The sequence below is a fragment of the Allocoprobacillus halotolerans genome (assembly GCF_024399475.1).
GTDB classification, from domain to species: Bacteria; Bacillota_I; Bacilli_A; order Erysipelotrichales; family Coprobacillaceae; genus Allocoprobacillus; species Allocoprobacillus halotolerans.
In genome coordinates this window covers 818,447-837,243 of record NZ_CP101620.1, presented here as the reverse complement: position 1 = coordinate 837,243, position 18,797 = coordinate 818,447, and the positions used below count along the sequence as shown (strand labels likewise).

23 protein-coding genes are annotated in these 18,797 nt (G+C 31.5%); all 23 read left to right on the top strand.

Annotated elements, in window-relative coordinates; all coding sequences use genetic code 11:
- Positions 1-21 precede the first annotated feature (21 nt).
- Positions 22-279 carry a hypothetical protein gene (locus tag NMU03_RS05105; protein ID WP_290141376.1) on the top strand — a complete coding sequence of 86 codons (258 nt, stop codon included), beginning with the start codon at positions 22-24 and terminating at the stop codon, positions 277-279.
- Positions 276-1,604 carry an IS66 family transposase gene (tnpC, locus tag NMU03_RS05100; protein WP_290141595.1) on the top strand — a complete coding sequence of 443 codons (1,329 nt, stop codon included), beginning with the start codon at positions 276-278 and terminating at the stop codon, positions 1,602-1,604. The genes NMU03_RS05105 and tnpC overlap by 4 nt, the downstream gene beginning before the upstream one ends.
- 208 nt (positions 1,605-1,812) lie before the next feature.
- Positions 1,813-2,052, top strand: coding sequence for a hypothetical protein (locus NMU03_RS05095; protein WP_290141594.1), 240 nt, complete (start codon positions 1,813-1,815; stop codon positions 2,050-2,052).
- Positions 2,053-2,348: 296 nt separating this feature from the next.
- The gene (locus NMU03_RS05090; RefSeq protein WP_290141593.1) at positions 2,349-3,431 is read left to right on the top strand and encodes a hypothetical protein; all 1,083 of its coding nucleotides are present in this window, start codon (positions 2,349-2,351) and stop codon (positions 3,429-3,431) included.
- 128 nt (positions 3,432-3,559) lie between these two features.
- Positions 3,560-4,084, top strand: a complete 525-nt coding sequence (locus NMU03_RS05085) for a cysteine hydrolase family protein (protein WP_290141592.1) — start codon at positions 3,560-3,562, stop codon at positions 4,082-4,084.
- Between the two features lie 140 nt (positions 4,085-4,224).
- Positions 4,225-5,364, top strand: coding sequence for an iron-containing alcohol dehydrogenase (locus NMU03_RS05080; protein ID WP_290141591.1), 1,140 nt, complete (start codon positions 4,225-4,227; stop codon positions 5,362-5,364).
- 53 nt (positions 5,365-5,417) lie between these two features.
- On the top strand, positions 5,418-5,957 hold the full coding sequence (locus NMU03_RS05075) for an SDR family NAD(P)-dependent oxidoreductase (protein ID WP_290141590.1): 540 nt from the start codon (positions 5,418-5,420) through the stop codon (positions 5,955-5,957).
- Positions 5,957-6,250, top strand: a complete 294-nt coding sequence (locus tag NMU03_RS05070) for an SDR family oxidoreductase (RefSeq protein ID WP_290141589.1) — start codon at positions 5,957-5,959, stop codon at positions 6,248-6,250. Before NMU03_RS05075 ends, NMU03_RS05070 begins: the two co-directional genes overlap by 1 nt.
- Positions 6,251-6,253: 3 nt before the next feature.
- The gene (locus NMU03_RS05065) at positions 6,254-7,234 is read left to right on the top strand and encodes an aldo/keto reductase (protein WP_290141588.1); all 981 of its coding nucleotides are present in this window, start codon (positions 6,254-6,256) and stop codon (positions 7,232-7,234) included.
- Between the two features lie 3 nt (positions 7,235-7,237).
- Complete coding sequence (locus tag NMU03_RS05060) at positions 7,238-8,488, top strand: flavodoxin (RefSeq protein ID WP_290141587.1); 1,251 nt, start codon at positions 7,238-7,240, stop codon at positions 8,486-8,488.
- A gap of 128 nt (positions 8,489-8,616) precedes the next feature.
- A complete protein-coding gene (locus NMU03_RS05055) occupies positions 8,617-9,501 on the top strand; it encodes a LysR family transcriptional regulator (RefSeq protein WP_290141586.1) in 885 nt (294 codons plus the stop codon).
- 139 nt (positions 9,502-9,640) lie between these two features.
- Entirely contained in the window at positions 9,641-10,306 is a 666-nt protein-coding gene (locus NMU03_RS05050; protein ID WP_290141585.1) for a YczE/YyaS/YitT family protein, read from the top strand.
- Between the two features lie 16 nt (positions 10,307-10,322).
- Positions 10,323-10,685 carry a flavodoxin family protein gene (locus NMU03_RS05045; protein ID WP_290141583.1) on the top strand — a complete coding sequence of 121 codons (363 nt, stop codon included), beginning with the start codon at positions 10,323-10,325 and terminating at the stop codon, positions 10,683-10,685.
- 33 nt (positions 10,686-10,718) lie between these two features.
- On the top strand, positions 10,719-10,859 hold the full coding sequence (locus NMU03_RS05040; protein WP_290141582.1) for a hypothetical protein: 141 nt from the start codon (positions 10,719-10,721) through the stop codon (positions 10,857-10,859).
- 119 nt (positions 10,860-10,978) lie between these two features.
- Positions 10,979-12,544, top strand: a complete 1,566-nt coding sequence (locus tag NMU03_RS05035; RefSeq protein WP_290141581.1) for an AAA family ATPase — start codon at positions 10,979-10,981, stop codon at positions 12,542-12,544.
- Positions 12,545-12,739: 195 nt separating this feature from the next.
- On the top strand, positions 12,740-13,249 hold the full coding sequence (locus NMU03_RS05030) for an NUDIX domain-containing protein (protein WP_290141580.1): 510 nt from the start codon (positions 12,740-12,742) through the stop codon (positions 13,247-13,249).
- Positions 13,227-13,991 (top strand): HAD family hydrolase, encoded by a 765-nt coding sequence (locus NMU03_RS05025; protein WP_290141579.1) that lies wholly within the window; start codon positions 13,227-13,229, stop codon positions 13,989-13,991. The genes NMU03_RS05030 and NMU03_RS05025 overlap by 23 nt, the downstream gene beginning before the upstream one ends.
- 72 nt (positions 13,992-14,063) lie before the next feature.
- Positions 14,064-14,975, top strand: coding sequence for a DUF2232 domain-containing protein (locus tag NMU03_RS05020; RefSeq protein WP_290141578.1), 912 nt, complete (start codon positions 14,064-14,066; stop codon positions 14,973-14,975).
- A gap of 11 nt (positions 14,976-14,986) precedes the next feature.
- Positions 14,987-15,436: a hypothetical protein gene (locus tag NMU03_RS05015; RefSeq protein ID WP_290141577.1), complete on the top strand. Its 450-nt coding sequence runs from the start codon at positions 14,987-14,989 to the stop codon at positions 15,434-15,436.
- Positions 15,433-16,950 (top strand): GGDEF domain-containing protein, encoded by a 1,518-nt coding sequence (locus NMU03_RS05010; protein ID WP_290141576.1) that lies wholly within the window; start codon positions 15,433-15,435, stop codon positions 16,948-16,950. Before NMU03_RS05015 ends, NMU03_RS05010 begins: the two co-directional genes overlap by 4 nt.
- Complete coding sequence (gene rplI / locus NMU03_RS05005; RefSeq protein ID WP_290141575.1) at positions 16,950-17,396, top strand: 50S ribosomal protein L9; 447 nt, start codon at positions 16,950-16,952, stop codon at positions 17,394-17,396. The genes NMU03_RS05010 and rplI overlap by 1 nt, the downstream gene beginning before the upstream one ends.
- 12 nt (positions 17,397-17,408) lie before the next feature.
- Complete coding sequence (locus NMU03_RS05000) at positions 17,409-17,888, top strand: DnaB-like helicase N-terminal domain-containing protein (protein WP_290141574.1); 480 nt, start codon at positions 17,409-17,411, stop codon at positions 17,886-17,888.
- Positions 17,885-18,778 carry a replicative DNA helicase gene (gene dnaB / locus NMU03_RS04995; RefSeq protein WP_290141573.1) on the top strand — a complete coding sequence of 298 codons (894 nt, stop codon included), beginning with the start codon at positions 17,885-17,887 and terminating at the stop codon, positions 18,776-18,778. The genes NMU03_RS05000 and dnaB overlap by 4 nt, the downstream gene beginning before the upstream one ends.
- The last annotated feature ends 19 nt before the right edge of the window (positions 18,779-18,797 follow it).

Here is an 18,797-nt window from a genome sequence, read left to right as displayed (position 1 = left end):
AGATATGGAGTGAATTATACAATGAATCTGAGAAATTTAAGTCAGGAAGAACTAATCAAAAAAATCAATATGCTTGAAGAAAGAATCAAAAGACAGGATAACGAGATCAATGTTTTAAGTGAACAGTTAAACTGGTACAGTCAGCAGATCAGACTTCAGCAGAAGAAGCTTTTGGTTCATCATCAGAAAAAATTGTTCTTCCTGACCAGATTTCTCTTTTTGATGAAATTGAAATTGAATCAACTCCAATCAAAGCAGAACCAAAACTTGAAGAAGTGACATATAAACGAAAAAAGAAAAACAATAAACGTGGCATTGATATTTCATCATTACCCGCTGTAACAAAGATTTATGATCTAGAAAACAAGAACTGTCCTGACTGTGGTGAACCATTAAGAAAGATTGGTGAAAACATCAGAAAAGAACTTGTCTATCATCCTGCAAAATATGAAGTTATTGAGCATGTTCAATATGTCTATACCTGTGACAGATGTGAGGAAGATTCATTAAAATCAAAAATATTCAAGGCAGATATGAAAGCTTCCGTTATCTATAAGAGTTTTGCATCACCATCACTTTTATCATATATTATTGATAATAAATTCAATAAGGCATTGCCTTTATACAGACAGGAAGTGATGTTCAATCAGATTGGATTGAAACTATCAAGACAGACAATGGCCAACTGGATGATCAAGCTTCATGATGAATATTTCAAAAGAATGACTGATTATATGCATAAGACACTTCTTCAAAGTGAATATCTGCATGCGGATGAAACAACAAATCAGGTTTTGAATGTTCCAGACCAGAAACCAACAACAAAATCCTATATGTGGGTATACAAGACAGGACGAAGTGAAGACAAGCAAATTGTTCATTTCATTTATGAAAACACAAGAGGTCATGAACATGCAAAGAAACATCTTGAAGGATATCATAATATACTTCAGACAGATGGATATCAGGCCTATGACAAACTTGATGATATCAGACACATGGGATGCTGGGCACATTGTCGTCGAAAGTATTTAGAAGCACTTGATGGTGCACCATCTGATACAGATCTAAAAGGTACTGCAAGTTACAGACTTCTTCATAAGATCAATAAGCTTTTTACGCTTGAAAAGAAATTAAAAGGCAAAAGCTATGAAGAGATCAAAGACACAAGACAAAAAGAAGCAAAGCCAATCATTGATGATTTCTTCAAGGATGTCAAGGAATGTGCAAAAGTAGCAGTTGAAAAGACCAAACTCAGCCAAGCCTTAACATACAGTATCAACCAGGAAGAAAACTTAAGATTGTATCTTGAAGATGGTCGTATTGAAATATCCAACAATCGAGCAGAAAATTCAATTCGTCCATTCTGCGTAGGTCGTCGCAACTGGCTGTTTTCAAACACAGTTAAAGGAGCAGAAGCAAGTGCAGCAATCTATTCGCTCCTTGAAACAGCAAAACTTAATAATCTCAAGCCATATGATTATTTTGAATATCTTTTAACAGCATTAACTGAAATAGATATTAATGATGACAAGGAACTAGAAAAGATCATGCCATGGTCAAAATCATTACCAGAAAACATATATCTGACTAAAAAATCGTAGAAATACGATCTTTTAGTCGTTAAATGAAATCCAATAAATACTTACAGTCCTATTATAGTGTTTCTTCAGCATTATTTATAGGGCTTTATTATTTGACGCTTACTATATAGATGTATAATTTTAGTAGAAGTTAACGTTAAATATTTTTATGGCATTATTACTTGTTTCAACTATATTGCTAAATGTAAATATTATGGATAATAAAATAATGGCAACTGATGATATAGCGATAAATGAAACAAATTTTCCTGATGAAAATTTTAGACGATATGTAAGTGAAGAAATAGATGCTAATGGAAATAATGTTTTATCTGAGAGTGAAATTCTCTCTACAACAGAAATGAATATAAGCAGAAAATGGAGTTATGGTGATGATATTGAAAATTTAAAAGGAATAGAATTTTTTACTGAATTAGAAAGGTTAGACTGTTCTGTAAGTTCTCAGTAACGTTTTGCTTTTACAATTGATATAAGACAAAATGTTAAATTAAAATCTTTAACTTGCGATGGAAGATATTTGAAAAATGGTATCAATTTAAAAAATAATCCATCATTGATGATTCTTGGTCTTAGAGGATGCGATTATATTCTATTGATATTTCTAAGAATACACAGTTAACAAGTATAGATTTAATGAATAATTCAAGTATTAGTAAATTAGATGTCAGTAATAATAAATTAATATAAACAATGTATATTAGTAGAACAAACATAAGCAATATAAATGTTTCCCATCTTGAAAATTTGTCTTATTTAGACATAGCTGAAAACAACATTACTTACCTAGACCTTAGTAAAAATGAGAAGTTTAGAACTCTTAGTACTTCAAACAATTTAGCTTGGTTAGATATTGGAGAAAAGAATGGAATATCAATTTATACCTTAAAGAATGGTAGGTTTAGTCTTGGAGCTATTGGAAATAGTTTTAAAATTCAAGAACAAACAAAATTAGGAAATATTGATAAAAATAAAGTGACTATTATTGAAAATGGAAAAATAGATCAAAATACTGATATTGTGTATGGCTATAATTTTGGTGAAGATATAGTTTATAAATATGATTGTGGTACAATTAATGGAAAACCATTAAAATATAGAGTTTCTTTATCTTTTAGTAAAGCAGCAGGTGTTAAAGGGGAAAGTGCAGTAGTATTTCACAAAGAACTAGACAAGACACATGATGGAAAGGCAGTGGAAGTACCTGAGAATGATATAGAATTCATAGGAAGTCAAGAAATACCTGAATATTCATGGTGGCAAAAAGATGGAGAAGGATGGAAAGAACTTGATAAAGCACCAGTACAAGCTGGAGAATACAAACTTGTTGTGAATGTACCATCTGATGATTACTATAATGGTTGTCAAGGTGTACAAGACTTTATTATCAGTAAAGCAAAACCATCTTATCAATTACCAAAATCATTAAATGGTTATATAGGTGATACTTTGGAAGATATTCAATTACCTAGTGGCTGGAAATGGCAAGATATAAGTCAAATTATTGATAAAGAAGGTATTCAAACTTATAAAGCGGTTTATATTCCTGAAGATACATTGAATTATGAAACTGTTTATAATATTGATTTACCAATCAATGGTTTGATAAAAAAAGAAACAGTTGATTCTGATGATAATTCACATATTAATATTACAGTTGAAAACGACAAGAGTCAGTTGACATCTAATGATAAAAAGGATACTCAAAATAATGTTTTAAGCCAAGATACAGTGAAAACGGATGATAATAGTTTTGGAACTATTTGGGTTATTGGTATGGTATTATCTATTGCTGTTATTGGAATTGTTGTAAAATGTAAGAAAAATTAAAATATATTCATAAAGTATGAGAAAAGCTGATTGATTCAACTTTTCTTTTGTGTATAAATCTTTATATTCAATGAGTTTTGATAGAAAACTGTGGTATAATAGAAAACAAAGAAAAGGGGCGAAGGATAATGACAAGAAAAACGATTATTGTTGTGGATATGCAAAATGATTTTGTGACAGGAAGTTTAAAAACAGCAGAGGCTTGTGCGACAATTCCAGTGATTCGTGATTTGTTAGACAATAACAAAGATGCACAAGTGATTTTTACACAAGATACACATCATGAAGATTATTTATCAACAAGTGAGGGTAAAATGTTACCAATTGAACATTGTTTGAAAGGAACAGAAGGATGGGAAATTGTACCAGGATTAAAAGAATATGCAAATGAAGCCATTGTGGTAGAAAAACCAACATTTGGAAGTTTGCAATTACCTGAATTGATTGCTTCATATCAACCTGAAGAAATTGTGCTTGTAGGTGTTTGTACAGATATTTGTGTGATTTCTAATGCTTTAATTTTAAAAGCAAATTTTCCTGAAATACCAATGACAGTTTATGAAAATGCTTGTGCTGGCGTGAATGAAAGTAAACATAAAGCAGCTATTGAAACAATGAAAAGTTGTCAAATTCAGGTTTTAGACTATGAATAAAAAAGATTGAAATATCAAGGAAATGGCTAAGGTCATTTCTTTTTTGATTTATAAGTAAAACTTATGGATTGTATTAGGAATTGAAATTGTTTGATAATGATAAAAATCATAAAATATAAACAGATAGGAGGAGATTAAAGATGAATGATTTCGTTTTTCAAAACTCTACAAAAGTTTATTTTGGACAAAATCAATTAAAACATTTACATGAAGAAGTTTTACGATTTGGTGATAAGGTATTGGTTGCTTATGGTGGAGAATTTATTAAGCAATCACCATTATATCGAGAAGTGATGGATGAACTCACACAACATGGTATACAGGTTTTTGAACTTGGTGCAGTTGAACCGAATCCTCGTCATACAACGGTTGATCGTGGTGTGAAAATATGTAAAGACAATCATATTCAAAGTGTTTTGGCTGTTGGTGGCGGTTCAACGATTGATTGTTGTAAAGCGATTAGCGCAACAGCTTTAAGTGAATCTGATCATATTTGGGATTTGGTTGAAGGTAATGTCAAATGGAAAGATGCTTTAGCTGTGATTGCTATGCCTACAATTGCTTCTACGGGAAGTGAAATGGATAAATCTTGTGTTATTGCAAACGTTGAAAAAGGTATCAAAAGTGGTATTAATGGAGAGGTGATTAGACCAAAAGTCGCTTTTCTTGATCCAAGAAATACGATGACTGTACCAGCTTTTCAAACAGCTTGTGGAGGATTTGATATTATGGCGCATTTTTTAGATATGAATTATTTTGTAAATGCGAAGAAGTATCCATTACAATTTCAAGTGGTTGAAACTTTGTTAAGAACAGTTAGACAAGAACTACCGATTGCCATTAAAGAACCGAATAATTATGAAGCCAGAGCGACTTTATTATGGGCGGCAAGTTGGGCATTGAATAGTTTTTGTACATCAGGTTTTCAAACCCAAGCTTCATTACATGCTTTAGAACAATTGTCATCAACTTATGATTTGACACATGGTTTAGGGTTAGCGATTATTACACCAAAATGGATGAAGTATTTACTAGATAAAGATAAAACAGTCGTAGAAGATTTTGCAAGATTTGGAAAAGAAGTATTAGGAATCAAAGAACAAGATGATCAAGAAACTATGGCTTATCAAGCTATTGAAGCATTACAGACTTTTATTAAAGAAGAACTTGGTTTACCTGAATTTTTATCAGAAGTGAATGTTGATGATCGTTATTTTGCAGTCATGGCAAAAAAACTTGTCGTAATCAGGAGTCTTTACCAAAGGCATATCGACCATTAACGCAAGAAGATTGTATCAATATTTATCAAATGTGTTTATAGGAGGATGAGAGAATGAAAGATGTAATGATTGTTGTTGGAGCAGGTCAAATCAGTATGGCGATTGCTAGACGTATGGGGTATGGAAAAAAGATTATATTAGGAGATAAAAATATTGACCATGCTTTATCTATTGGAAAGATTATGGATGAGGCTGGTTTTGATGTGGAAGCCTATGAAATGGACTTATCTTCTCGTCAATCCATCTTAGATATGATTGCTTATGCAAAGTCACTAGGAAAAATTACAATGTTAGTCAATGGAGCTGGTGTATCACCTAGTCAGGCATCCATTGAAACAATTTTAAAAGTTGATTTATTTGGAACAGCTGTTTTATTAGAAGAAGTTGGAAAAGTCATTGAACCAGGAGGTGTTGGTGTAACGATTTCATCACAATCCGGACATCGCATGGAACAATTAGGGGCAAAAAAAGACAGATTACTTGCTATGACACCAACAGAAGAATTATTACAATTAGATTTTTTGCAACCAGATCAGATTCATGATACTCTACATGCCTATCAGCTTGCCAAACGTTGTAATGAAAAAGAGTAATGGCTGAATCTGTCATTTGGGGTGAAAAAGGTGCCAGAATCAATTCCATCTCACCAGGTATTATTGTGACACCATTAGCGATTGATGAATTGAATGGACCAAGAGGCGATTTTTATAAGAATATGTTTGCATCTTGCCCAGCTAAAAGACCAGGTACAGCAGATGAAGTAGCAAATATGGCAGAACTTTTAATGAGTCCACAAGGTGCCTTTATTACCGGAGCAGATTTTTTAATTGATGGTGGAGCAACTGCATGTTATTTCTATGGACCACTACAACCAAAGGAGGATTGAACAATGGAAAAAAGAAGATTAGGACAAACAGATATGTATGTAAGTAGTGTGGGGTTAGGATGTATGGGATTATCTCATGCCAGTGGAACACCTACACCAAAACAAGAAGCGATTCATATTTTACAGGAAGCTTTTCGTATGGGGTATAATTTATTTGATACTGCTGAATGTTATACGGGTGTCAATCCTGATGGAACGATTAGTAATAATGAAGAAATTGTAGGTGAAGCGATTAAAGATTTTAGAGATGAAATTGTGCTTTGTACAAAATTTGGAGTCACACATAAAGGAGATCATTTAGAGTTTGACAGTTCTCCACGAAAAATCAGAGAATCAATAGAGGGCTCTTTAAAAAGATTACAAACTGATCATATTGATATTTATTATCAACATCGTATTGATCCAAAAGTTGAACCAGAAGTTGTGGCTGAAGTGATGAAAGAATTGATTCAAGAAAGAAAAATTAAAGCATGGGGAATAAGTGAAGTCAATGAAGATTATTTAAGAAGGGCACATGCTGTATGTCCAGTCACAGTGATTCAAAATAGATATTCTATGATGGCAAGATGGCATGAACCTCTAATTAAAGTGTGTCAAGAATTAGGAATCACTTATATTGCTTTTTCTCCTTTAGCTAATGGAGCTTTAACAGGTGCTTATCATTCACAGGCAGATTTTCAAAATGATCAACAAGACTTTAGAAGAAATATGCCTCAATACAGTGAAACAGGAATTGTCAAAACCAATCAATTATTAGAAGTGATTTCTAAGATGAGTGAACAATATCAGGCAACGAATGCGCAGATTTCATTAGCATGGATGCTTGGTAAATTTGATAATATTATTCCTATTCCTGGTTCAAGAAAAATTGAAAGATTAGCCTCTAATTTTGAAGCAGGAAATATTCAACTCTTAGATGAAGATATTCAAATGATTGATCATCAACTTGCAAATATGGAATTTGAAGTCTTTGGAGGACATTAAAAGATGAAGTCTTTAATTGTTTATTTTTCACATCGTCATGAAAACTATGTCAATGGAAATATTGTGGAGTTAGAAAAAGGCAATACTCAAGTCATTGCCAATCAAATACATGAAATGATAGAGAGTAATATTTTTGAAATTGAACCTTTACATGAATATCCAGTTCACTATCATGATTGTACAGAACTTGCGAAAAAAGAATTAGAAACACAGGCTAGGCCAAAAGTGAAAAACATCATTCCACATTTTGAGCATTATCAAAAAATATATTTAGGTTTTCCTAACTGGTGGTCAACGATGCCAATGTGTGTTTGGACATTTTTAGAAAGCTATGATTTTGATGGAAAAGATATTTATCCTTTTGTCACGCATGAAGGCAGTGGCTTTGGTAAAAGTATACAAGATTTAAAAATGCTTATTCCTTATGCTAATATTCATCAAGGGTTAGCTATTTATGGACATCAAGTTCAAGATAGTTTTAAACAAATTCAAAAATGGGTAGGTGATTCCAATGGAAATAACAAAAAAGCTAAACAATATCATAATAAGATGTTTCCTGGTTATGAGTCTAAATTGTTAGAAACAGATCCTGAATTTATCACTTTATTTGATAATTTTGCCTTTGATGAAATCATCAATCATGATGATTTAGATGATTATACAAGACATATTGCCATTCTTGCGATGCTTATAGGTTGTCAAGGTATTGATGAATATAAAGCTATGTTAAAGGCGGCATATCAGTTTCAAGTTACACCAGTAGAAATGAAAGAAATTGTTTATCAGGCAACTGCTTATTTAGGGATTGGACGTGTTTTTCCTTTCTTACATGCAACGAATGAGTTTTTAGTATCTCAAGGGATTTCTTTACCTTTAGAAAAGCAAGCACAAACTAATCGTGAAAATCGTTTAGAAAAAGGAAATCAGGCACAGATTGATATTTTCGGCCCTGCGATGGATGGTTATTATAAAAGTGGAGAAGCAGAAATACAACATATCCGTTATTGGTTAACAGATCATTGCTTTGGTGATTACTATACACGTAATGGTCTTGACTATCGTCATAGAGAATTAATAACGTTTTGTTTCTTAACAGCACAAGGTGGTTGTGAAGCACAGTTATCTTCACATATTCAAGCCAATATACGTTTGGGAAATGATAAGTCATTTTTAATTCAAGTGCTTTCTCATTGTATTCCATTTATTGGTTTTCCAAGAACTTTAAATGCTTTAAAATGTGTTCAAAAAGCATGAAGTTAAATAACAGTTCAAAAAAAGAGTTTCATATGAAACTCTTTTTTTAAATATTGTCCATTAGACTTTGATAACGTTATTGTGAAGAAAAATGATTTTTGATAAAATGGAAACAGAGGTGAGAAATCATGTTATTGAAACAAATGACTTATTTTGTCACAATTGTAGAATGTGGGAGTTTTACTGAAGCTGCTCAACAATGTTATATTTCTCAATCTGCGATTTCTCAACAAATTCAAGCATTGGAAGCTGATTTACAAGTGCAATTGATGATTCGTCAAAAAAGGCATTTTGAATTAACGGAAGCTGGAAAATATTTTTATCGTCATGCTAAAGCTATTTTAAAAGAAGTTGAACAGGTAACTTTAGAAACCAAAAGATTAGGTGAAGATCAAGAACTGACATTAATAATTGGTTATCCAAAAAACTTTAATTTATTTGAACTCCAACAAGCCATTACACAATTTTATGATTTATATCCTGAAGTGAAAATATCCATTGTCAGTGGGACACATGAAGAATTATATGAATATCTTGTTCAGGGAAAAATAGATTTAAAAGTGAGTGAACAAAGAAGAGCTTATAATGATGATTATTATAATTATGAATTAAAATATAGTGAGTCCTATGTAGAAATTGCATCAGTCAATGCTTTGATTCAAAAAGAAGTCATAACGATTGAAGATTTAAAATCTATGTCATGTATTTTGGTTGTATCAAAAGGTTATGAAGAATCAGAAAAGAATTTCTATGAAAAAGATTTAAGTTTATCCCATCAGTTTTTATATGTAGATTCTTTGGAACAAGCACGTTTAATGGTAGCTGGGAATCGTGGTTATTTACCGATTGATGTGATTGGACATATGGCGACACCGATTTATGGAATTAAAAGAATTCCTCTTTATAAAAATGGTAAGCCAATTCAAAGAAACTATTTTGCATGTTGGAGTAAAAAGAATACCAATTATTATATAGAAGAATTTGTTCAAATGTTAAGAAAAATCTTTCAATAAGAAACTCAAATATTTATGAAGTTTATCTTTATAAAGTTTGAGTTTTAATTATGCTTAAAATGTATGAATAATCATAAAAAATAGGTATTAGACATAATTGGAATAAGGGTATATGATAATAATGAAAGGTGGAATACAGATGAAAATGATGAATCGTGTTTTGTTATATTTATTTGGTTTGTTTATTATTACAATTGGAATTAACTTATCAATTATTTCTAATTTAGGCATTTCGCCAGTATCAGCATTTACTTTTCCATTAAGTCAAGCAACGCATATTACTTTAGGAACAACTACTTTTATGACTTATGCCTGTCTAGTTTTGATACAATGGTTATTATTAGGAAAAAACTTTCAGTTAAAGAATTTATTACAAGTGCCATTTAGTTTAGTTTTTGGTATCTTTGTTGATTTAACAGGACAAATGTTAAGTTTTATTCGATTACACAACTATATTGAACAGTTTATTTGTATGATTATAGGTATTGTGATTTGTGCGATTGGTGCAACGATTTATATTATTATGGATATTGTACCTAATGCACCGGAAGGATTTAATCTAGCAGTAGCGAAAAGATTTCAAATGCCATTCTCTAAAGCAAAAGTTTTATCAGATTTATTATTTATAAGTGTTGGGGTTATCATTGCACTTGTTTTTATAGGGCATATTGTTGCGATTAGAGAGGGAACATTAATTTCGGCGTTATTAACTGGAAAACTGATTGGTGTCTTTACAAAATATATGGAACCAACTTTGAAATCATTAGCTTTTTCAAAAGAAAATCTCATTTTACAACAACAATAAAAAGGAGTGATTTGTTATGAAAATATTAGTTGTGAAAGGAAGTTCACATGTCAAAGGATCTTCTAATCTGCTTGCCAGTCAATTCGTCAAAGGTGTTCAAGAAAATCATCATGAAATCACAGAATTTGATGTTGCCCATCATCACATTGGTCCATGTTTATGTTGTGAACGTTGTGGTATGAATGGACCATGTGTTCAAAAAGATGATATGAATACATTGAAAGAACTGATGTTAAGTCATGATATGATTGTATTTGTATCACCACTTTATTACGTTGATTTGTCAGCACAGTTAAAAGCCGCTATTGATCGTATATATAGCTTTACAATGGAATTATCTTCAATGCATAAAAAGACAGCTTTTATATGTGCAGCATGAAATAGTTCTAAAGGTACTATGGATGCAGTGCAAATGCATTATGAAGCACTCGAGGATTATATGCATTTTGAAGATTTAGGTATGATTCTTGCGACAGGTTGTGGTACACCAACAATGACATCTCGTTCTTCCTTTATGGAAAAGGCTTATCAATTAGGAAAAAGTATAAAATAAGATTCTTGGCAACACGAGTCTTTTTTTGGTTTATAATATTTTTATGGAAAACAAATAAATCTTTTCAAGATGATAAATCAAATAAAAAATGGTATAATAAGCCAAAGGAGGATGATTTTATGGGAATTTATCTTAATCCTGATAATATTCAATTTTTAGAAGCATTTAATAAAGAAATCTATGTAGATAAATCATTACTGATTCAACAGGTTGAATATTTAAAGAAAAATGTGAATAAATATATCTGTGTATCTAGACCTAGACGTTTTGGTAAGTCTACTGATGCTAATATGCTTGTGGCTTATTATTCTAAGGGCTGTGATTCATCAGATTTATTTAATCATTTAAAAATAAGTCAGACTGAACAATATGAAATTCATCTCAACAACCATAATGTCTTTCATTTGAATATGCAAGATTTTTTAAGTAAAACGCATAATATTGAAAAGATGATTGCACTGCTTGCTAAACTTCTTTTTAGAGAAATCAAAAAATTTTTTTCAGATGTAGATTTTATAGATTCATCCAATCTTGTTCAAATTATAGAAGATATTTATGCAGAAACGGGAACACAATTCATTTTCATTATTGATGAATGGGATTGTATCTTTAGAGAATATAAAAACGATAAGGATGCACAAAAAACTTATCTTGATTTTTTAAGAAATCTACTAAAAGATAAGCCTTATGTTGAACTCGCCTATATGACAGGTATTCTTCCTATTAAAAAATATGGAACTCATAGTGCCTTGAACATGTTTGAAGAAATATCCATGATTGATGCAGGACCACTTCCTGAATTTATGGGATTGACTGAAACAGAAGTTGAAAATCTCTGTTTACAACATCATGTCAGCTATGATGAAATGAAACAATGGTATGATGGCTATCAGGTCAGAGATGACTTGTCTACATTTTCTCCACAATCTGTCATTTCAGCGATTGTTTGCAAGAAATTTGGCAACTATTGGACATCTACCGAAACTTATGAAGCCTTGCAAGTCTATATTGATATGAACTTTGATGGCTTGAAAGATGACGTTATTAAACTTCTAGCAGGAGAAAATGTTCCTGTGCAGACTTCATCGTTTCAAAATGATATGACGACTTTAAAATCAAAGGACGATGTCTTGACATTATTAATCCATCTAGGCTATTTGGGATATAACGACTCTCATCAGACATGTTATATACCTAATAAAGAAGTGATTGATTCCTTTGTCAATTCAATTAGAAATTCTGACTGGAAAGAACCAACCAAGGCATTACTGAACAGTCAAAAACTATTGGAAGCTACGTGTAATCAAGACGAAGAAATGGTTGCTAAGTATATAGAAGAAGCCCATTTGGATACATCCATTTTAACCTACAACAATGAAAATGCATTGGCATATACATTGTCTATTGCTTATATATATGCCAGAAATCATTACACAATCATTAGGGAAATGCCAACAGGCAAAGGCTTTGCAGATATGGTTTTTATACCTTATCATGATAAACCAGCCATGATTGTCGAACTCAAGTGGAAACAAGATGTCCAAACAGCTATCACGCAAATCAAAGAAAAGAAATATCCAAAAGAATTAGAAAAATATAAAGATAACTTACTGATTGTAGAGATTACCTATGATCCACAAACAAAGAAACATACATGTCATATCGAAAAAAATAAAAGTTTGTAAAAGTCAATGTCATTAAATTAAACTTAAAGAATTTCAATATTTTTAAGAAATATTGAGATTCTTTTTTCTTTATTGATCAACAAATAGATTGACAATGTTTAGAATATACCTTTTCTACTCTCATTAGGATTATCAAAAATTATTTTATTTTAATAGTTTTATTTATGTTATAATATTACAAAGGAAGTCGAGATTATGAAATATTGTGATGAATGTGGTAATCAACTTATAGAAAAAGCTTGTGGAATTGATGGCACAATGCCTTATTGTCAACATTGTCAAAAATTTAAGTTTCCAATGTTTAATAGTGCTATTTCAGCGATTATCTTTAATCCTCAAAAAGATAAAATTTTGTTAATTCAACAATATGGACAAGAAGATTATATTCTGGTCGCTGGTTATATTAATAAGGGTGAAAATGCTAAAGAAACATTAATCAGAGAAATTCAAGAAGAAGTCCATCTGCAAGTGAAAGATTATATGTATAATGATAATGAATATTATCAAAGGACGAATACGTTAATGCATAATTATGCAGTGGTTGTGGATTCAATGGATTTTTCTCTAACAAGTGAAGTCGATATAGCCAAATGGATACCAGTAGGAGATGTTTTAAAAGTGATTAAGCAAGGATCGTTAGCCCAATCATTTGTTAAAAGATATTTAGAAAAGGAGTATAGTTATGCAAAAGATATTTTTCTTTGATATTGATGGTACATTAGCTATTCGTGGTGTGATTCCAGAAAGCAATTTAAAAGCTTTGCAGTTATTAAAAGAACGTGGTTATTTGACTTTTATTTGTACAGGAAGATCACCTTTTTATGCTCAAAGTTTATTTTCTCATTTAGTGAGTGGATTGGTCACATGTAATGGGAGATATATTTTATATCAAGGACAAAAATTACATGGTGAAGCTTTTTCAAAGAAAGAATTGTTATATTATCAAAATAAAATCAAAGATTTGAATGCAGGAGCGATGTTTGTTTCAGATGAAGTGGCTATTCCTTATTTATTAGATGACAAACAGATACAAGAGATTCAGAATGAATATGGACCAAGTCATATACAAGAATCAATTCAAGATTTATCGTTTTATACTTTTGATTTGTTTTATCATTCATTAAAACAAAGAGATACACTGATTGAAGCCTTTAAAGAAGAGCTTGTTATCAATGATCACGGTGGACATGGATCATGTGATTGTTCAACCATTGGTTTTGATAAAGGGGATGGCATTGCTTATTTACTAAACTATTTTGATATTGATCGAGATAATGCTTATGCTTTTGGTGATGGTTATAACGATCAGGCTATGTTTAGGGAAGTTGGACATGGTATTGCGATGGGAAATGCTGTAGAGGAATTAAAACAAAAAGCGACATATATTACGGATTCTATTGATTGTGATGGGATTATGAAAGCTTTACAACATGAAGGAATAGTCTAGCATTATTCCTTTTTTGCATATCTTCTTTCTTTTGTGTTATAATAGCGATACTTTAGTAGAAAGGACAATCATATGGGAAATGTGAAAATAAAAAAGATGGTTCAAGGTGCTATGATTGCAGCTATCTTTGGAGCATTATCTATTTTGAATACGTATACAGGAAGTTTATTTGATATTTTTATTTGTTATGGTATGGTGATTCCATTGGTTTGGTATAGTTATCACTATCGTTTACAAGATGGGTTATTGGTGGTTTTGACAGCCATGTTAGTAATTGTAATTACGGGTTTACCATTTTTTGCAATTTCTGCTTTTTCATCCTGCTTGATTGGTTTATTTCTTAGTCAGGCTTTAAAGCGTCAAGCAACGCGAGGTGTATTTTTAATAGGAACATTAACACTTACGTTCTTGAAAAACTTTTTGCTTTTTGAAGTTTTTGCTGGTGTATTAGGCATGGATTTGATGGCTGAAATGAAAGAAATATATATAATGATTGAAAGTATGATTCCAACCCTATCACAAAACATTTCATTAAGCGCATTTTTAGCTTTGGCTCCACTTCTTTTATTCATTATGTCAGTATTAGAAATGTATGTGATTATCTTACTTTGTCAATTGACTTTATCACGTTTTCACATTTCTTTTCCATCTTCCTTTCATATTGCTCTTATGCATTTAAATAAACGTGTTGGAATCATTGTGACAGCCCTATTAATTTTAAGTATCTTTTTACAGAATATCTATCATCTTGACTCCATCTATTTGACTTATATGCATTTGATAAGCTTGTTGATTTTAGCAGTTGAAGGTGTGGCTTTTCTATCATGGTTTGTGATTATGAACCAACAGCCACGTTGGATTATATTGATTTTTATTGGTTTTTTGATTCCTGTAATCATACGCATTTACGTTGTGATAGGAATCATAGATATATTTAGTGATTTAAGACAAAAACTATTGTATAATATACGTAATAAACAATAAGGAGGGATATAATGACAAGGAAAATGATACAAATGAGAAATCTTATCATGGTTGTATTGATTGGAGAATGTGGTTTATTATTTGGTTTATATCTTTTATTAAATATTCCTGTATTGTTGACATTTAGTGCTTATGCATTGATTAAGAATAGTGTTATATTTTTGATTATAGCTTATATTTCTTATATATTAGAAAATAATCATTTAAGTGTTGAGGAGGCTTTAAATAAAGATGCTAAAAATGCATTTCTATTTGGTGGAATTGCCCTCATTCAATATGATGAAAATAGAAATATTGTTTGGACAAGTGATTTATTAAAAGCAATGAATATTAATGTGGTAGGAGTTAAACTCTTAGAATGGCAACCACATCTAGCTAGTCTTTTTGATGATGAAGATGTCAAAGTGATTGATATTAAAGGAAAAAATTTGAGACTTATAATAGTCAAGAAACAAAGTTGATTTATTTAAAAGATGTTACACAATTGATGTCTTTACAACAAGATTATTTAGATCAACAGGTTTGTATGGCTTATATTACAATTGATAATTATGAAGAAACATTGGAAAATGCTGATGAACCAAAGATGGCTTTGATTCAATCACGTTCAAGACAAGTTATTGTTGATTGGGCATATTCTAATGGAATTATTATTCGTCGTTTTAAATCAGGTGGATATTTAGCTTTCTTTAATGAACGTACTTATCGTAAACAAGTAGAAAATAAGTTTGCCATTCTTGATACGTTTAAAGAAATGTCTAAAGAATTAGATGAAGTAATGACTTTAAGTATTGGGATTGGGAAAGATTCACGTGTGTTAAGAGAACTTGATGAAATGGCTTCGGCAGCTTTAAACTTGACATATTCTCGTGGTGGTGATCAGGTTGCTGTGAAGTCAGGTGATGATAAGAAAGTTCGTTTCTTTGGTGGAAATAGCGATACTTTTGAAAAAAGCAGTAAAGTCCGTGCCAGAGTTATTGCCCAATCTTTAGCTGGCTTGATTAAAAATGCTAGTCATGTTTTAGTTATGGGACATAAGAATTCTGACTTAGATTCCTTTGGAGCATCTATTGGTGTTGCGAAAATTGCGATGGCTTATGGTAAAAAAACAAATGTGATTATTGATTTTGATTCTATTGAAAAGAAAACTAAAGAAGTGGCGGTGCAGGTCAAAGCCGATAGTCGTTATAAAGGTTTATTACAATCAGCAAGTGAAGCGATGGAAAATATTAATAAGAATACTTTATTGATTGTGGTGGATAATCATAAATCAAGTTTAGCACTTTCTAAAGCATTGTTGGATCGTGTTAAAAATAAAGTCATTATTGATCATCATCGTCGTGGTGAAGAATTTATTGAGGCACCCGTGTTGACTTATCTCGAACCGGCATCTTCTAGTACAGTAGAACTTGTCATTGAACTTTGTGATTACCAGAATGTGGATTTGAAAATTAATGAGCTAGATGCTACAATAATGTATGCTGGGATGTTAGTTGATACAAATAACTTTAAACAACGTGTAGGTGTGAGAACATTCCAATCTGCGGCTCATTTAAAAGAATTACAGGCAAATGTACCAATGGCTTATGAGTTTATTAAAGATTCATATGAAGAAACATTGCAACGTTTATCAATTACGCAGACAGCTTATCAGTACAATTCCCAAATCTTGATTGCTTGTGGACAAGACGATGAAGAATATACGCGTAGTTTACTTGCAAAATCAAGCAATGCTCTACTGGAAATTAGTGGCATTAAGGCGAGTTTTTCAATTGGGAAAGTGTCTAAGACAACTGTTGCGATTAGTGCCAGAAGTACCAAGGATATGAATGTTCAAGTGATTATGGAATCAATGGATGGTGGTGGACATTTTAGTATGGCAGCTGCCCAATTTGAAAATCGAACGATTGAAGAAGTTCGTCTTTTATTGGAAGAAAAAATTCAAGAATATTTAGATGATAGAGGTGAAGCATAATGAAAGTGATTTTATTACAAGATGTGAAAAAATTAGGAAAGAAAAATGATATAGTGAAGGTGGCTGATGGATATGGTCAAAACTATTTGATTAAAAATAATTTAGCCATTCTCGCAACTGAACATGGTAAAGAAATGGTTGCTCAAACAAAAGAAAAAGAAAGATTACAAGATTTAGAAAATAAGAAAAATGCTGAAGCATTAAAAGAAAAAATTGAAAGTTTAACTTTAGAATTTCAATTATCTTCAGGAAAAGATGGAAAAACATTTGGAAGTATTTCCACAAAGAATGTGGTTGAAGAACTTGCAAAAAAATATGATATTAAAGTTGATAAGAGAAAATTTATTAATGCTAGACCTATTCAGGCATTAGGTTATACGAACTTAAAGATTGAATTATATAAAGGAGTCATTGCGACAATTAAAGTGCATTTATCAGAAAAATAAGGAGGAAGAAAGATGGCTAGAGAATATCCCCATGATTTAGTGGCTGAAAGATCATTGTTAGGTTCAATGTTAATATCAAGTGATACGTGTCAAAATATTTTATCTCTAGCTTCAAAAGATGATTTTTATTTGGATAGTCATCGTATTCTTTTTGAGGCTATGCAAAGTATTTATAATGAAAATAAACCAGTGGATGTGACAACACTGACTTCTTATTTGATGGATAAAAAATTATTAGATAAAACGGGTGGTGTAGAATATTTACTGGAATTAAGTGAATCTGTACCAACGACTGCTCATAGTGAGTATTATTTAAGAATATTGAATGAAAAATCTTTGTTAAGAAGATTGATTAAAGAGTCAACCCAAATTATTGAAAGAGCTTATGATGAAGTGGGAAATATCAATGATTTTATTGGAGAGGTCGAAAAAGATTTTTTGAATGTCACAAGAGATCGTAATGCGGGGAATTTCAAAATGTTAAATCGGTGATTCAAAAAGTAACGGATCGTTTAGTGATGTTACAAAAGGCTGATGGGAAAATCTCAGGTGTTAAAACTGGATACTATGATTTGGATAAATTGACATCTGGTTTTCAAAAGGGTGATTTGATTATCTTGGCAGCTAGACCATCAGTGGGAAAAACAGCTTTTGCGTTAAATGTGGCTTATAATGTAGCTTATAAATCAGATGAGGCAGTTGCTATTTTCTCACTAGAAATGCCAGCTGAACAGTTAATTCAACGTATTATCTGTTCAGCTGGAAGTTTACAAGCTGAATCATTACGTTCTGGCTCTATTTTAAAGGAAAGTAGTGAACGTTATTATGCAGCAGCCGATAAAGTTTCAAAATGTAATTTATATATTGATGATACACCAGGTATTCGTGTCGGTGAAATTGCTGCAAAATGTCGTCGTTTAAAAAGAGAACAAGGTTTAAAGATGATTGTGATCGACTATCTTCAGTTGATTTCTGGTCCTGCCAATAGTCGAGAATCAAGACAACAGGAAGTATCTGATATTTCTCGACAATTAAAAATGATTGCCAGAGAATTAGAAGTTCCTGTCTTAGCTTTAAGTCAGTTATCTCGTTCCGTTGAAAAACGTGATAATAAACGTCCTGTCTTATCTGATTTAAGAGAATCTGGTGCGATTGAGCAGGATGCCGATATTGTTTCTTTTATTCATCGTGAAGATTACCAAGATCCTAAAAAAGAAGCACAAACACAAGGAGCAACAGATATTATTATTGCTAAACATCGTAATGGGGCATTGGCTGATATTCGTTTGGTTTTCTTAAAACAATTTAGTAAATTTGCAAATCCTGCTAGATCTGATCAACAAATTAATCCATTAGAAGGTGTAAAAGATTTAAGAACGTAAAAAAGACACAAAGTGTCTT

What these genes read in the sequence shown, in the direction of transcription:
- NMU03_RS05105 (WP_290141376.1), top strand. Translation starts at nt 22, where the DNA reads ATGAATCTGAGAAATTTAAGTCAGGAAGAACTAATCAAAAAAATCAAT.
- NMU03_RS05095 (WP_290141594.1), top strand. Translation starts at nt 1,813, where the DNA reads ATGGCAACTGATGATATAGCGATAAATGAAACAAATTTTCCTGATGAA.
- NMU03_RS05085 (WP_290141592.1), top strand. Translation starts at nt 3,560, where the DNA reads ATGACAAGAAAAACGATTATTGTTGTGGATATGCAAAATGATTTTGTG.
- NMU03_RS05080 (WP_290141591.1), top strand. Translation starts at nt 4,225, where the DNA reads ATGAATGATTTCGTTTTTCAAAACTCTACAAAAGTTTATTTTGGACAA.
- NMU03_RS05075 (WP_290141590.1), top strand. Translation starts at nt 5,418, where the DNA reads ATGAAAGATGTAATGATTGTTGTTGGAGCAGGTCAAATCAGTATGGCG.
- NMU03_RS05070 (WP_290141589.1), top strand. Translation starts at nt 5,957, where the DNA reads ATGGCTGAATCTGTCATTTGGGGTGAAAAAGGTGCCAGAATCAATTCC.
- NMU03_RS05065 (WP_290141588.1), top strand. Translation starts at nt 6,254, where the DNA reads ATGGAAAAAAGAAGATTAGGACAAACAGATATGTATGTAAGTAGTGTG.
- NMU03_RS05060 (WP_290141587.1), top strand. Translation starts at nt 7,238, where the DNA reads ATGAAGTCTTTAATTGTTTATTTTTCACATCGTCATGAAAACTATGTC.
- NMU03_RS05055 (WP_290141586.1), top strand. Translation starts at nt 8,617, where the DNA reads ATGTTATTGAAACAAATGACTTATTTTGTCACAATTGTAGAATGTGGG.
- NMU03_RS05050 (WP_290141585.1), top strand. Translation starts at nt 9,641, where the DNA reads ATGAAAATGATGAATCGTGTTTTGTTATATTTATTTGGTTTGTTTATT.
- NMU03_RS05045 (WP_290141583.1), top strand. Translation starts at nt 10,323, where the DNA reads ATGAAAATATTAGTTGTGAAAGGAAGTTCACATGTCAAAGGATCTTCT.
- NMU03_RS05040 (WP_290141582.1), top strand. Translation starts at nt 10,719, where the DNA reads ATGCATTATGAAGCACTCGAGGATTATATGCATTTTGAAGATTTAGGT.
- NMU03_RS05035 (WP_290141581.1), top strand. Translation starts at nt 10,979, where the DNA reads ATGGGAATTTATCTTAATCCTGATAATATTCAATTTTTAGAAGCATTT.
- NMU03_RS05030 (WP_290141580.1), top strand. Translation starts at nt 12,740, where the DNA reads ATGAAATATTGTGATGAATGTGGTAATCAACTTATAGAAAAAGCTTGT.
- NMU03_RS05025 (WP_290141579.1), top strand. Translation starts at nt 13,227, where the DNA reads ATGCAAAAGATATTTTTCTTTGATATTGATGGTACATTAGCTATTCGT.
- NMU03_RS05020 (WP_290141578.1), top strand. Translation starts at nt 14,064, where the DNA reads ATGGGAAATGTGAAAATAAAAAAGATGGTTCAAGGTGCTATGATTGCA.
- NMU03_RS05015 (WP_290141577.1), top strand. Translation starts at nt 14,987, where the DNA reads ATGACAAGGAAAATGATACAAATGAGAAATCTTATCATGGTTGTATTG.
- rplI (WP_290141575.1), top strand. Translation starts at nt 16,950, where the DNA reads ATGAAAGTGATTTTATTACAAGATGTGAAAAAATTAGGAAAGAAAAAT.
- NMU03_RS05000 (WP_290141574.1), top strand. Translation starts at nt 17,409, where the DNA reads ATGGCTAGAGAATATCCCCATGATTTAGTGGCTGAAAGATCATTGTTA.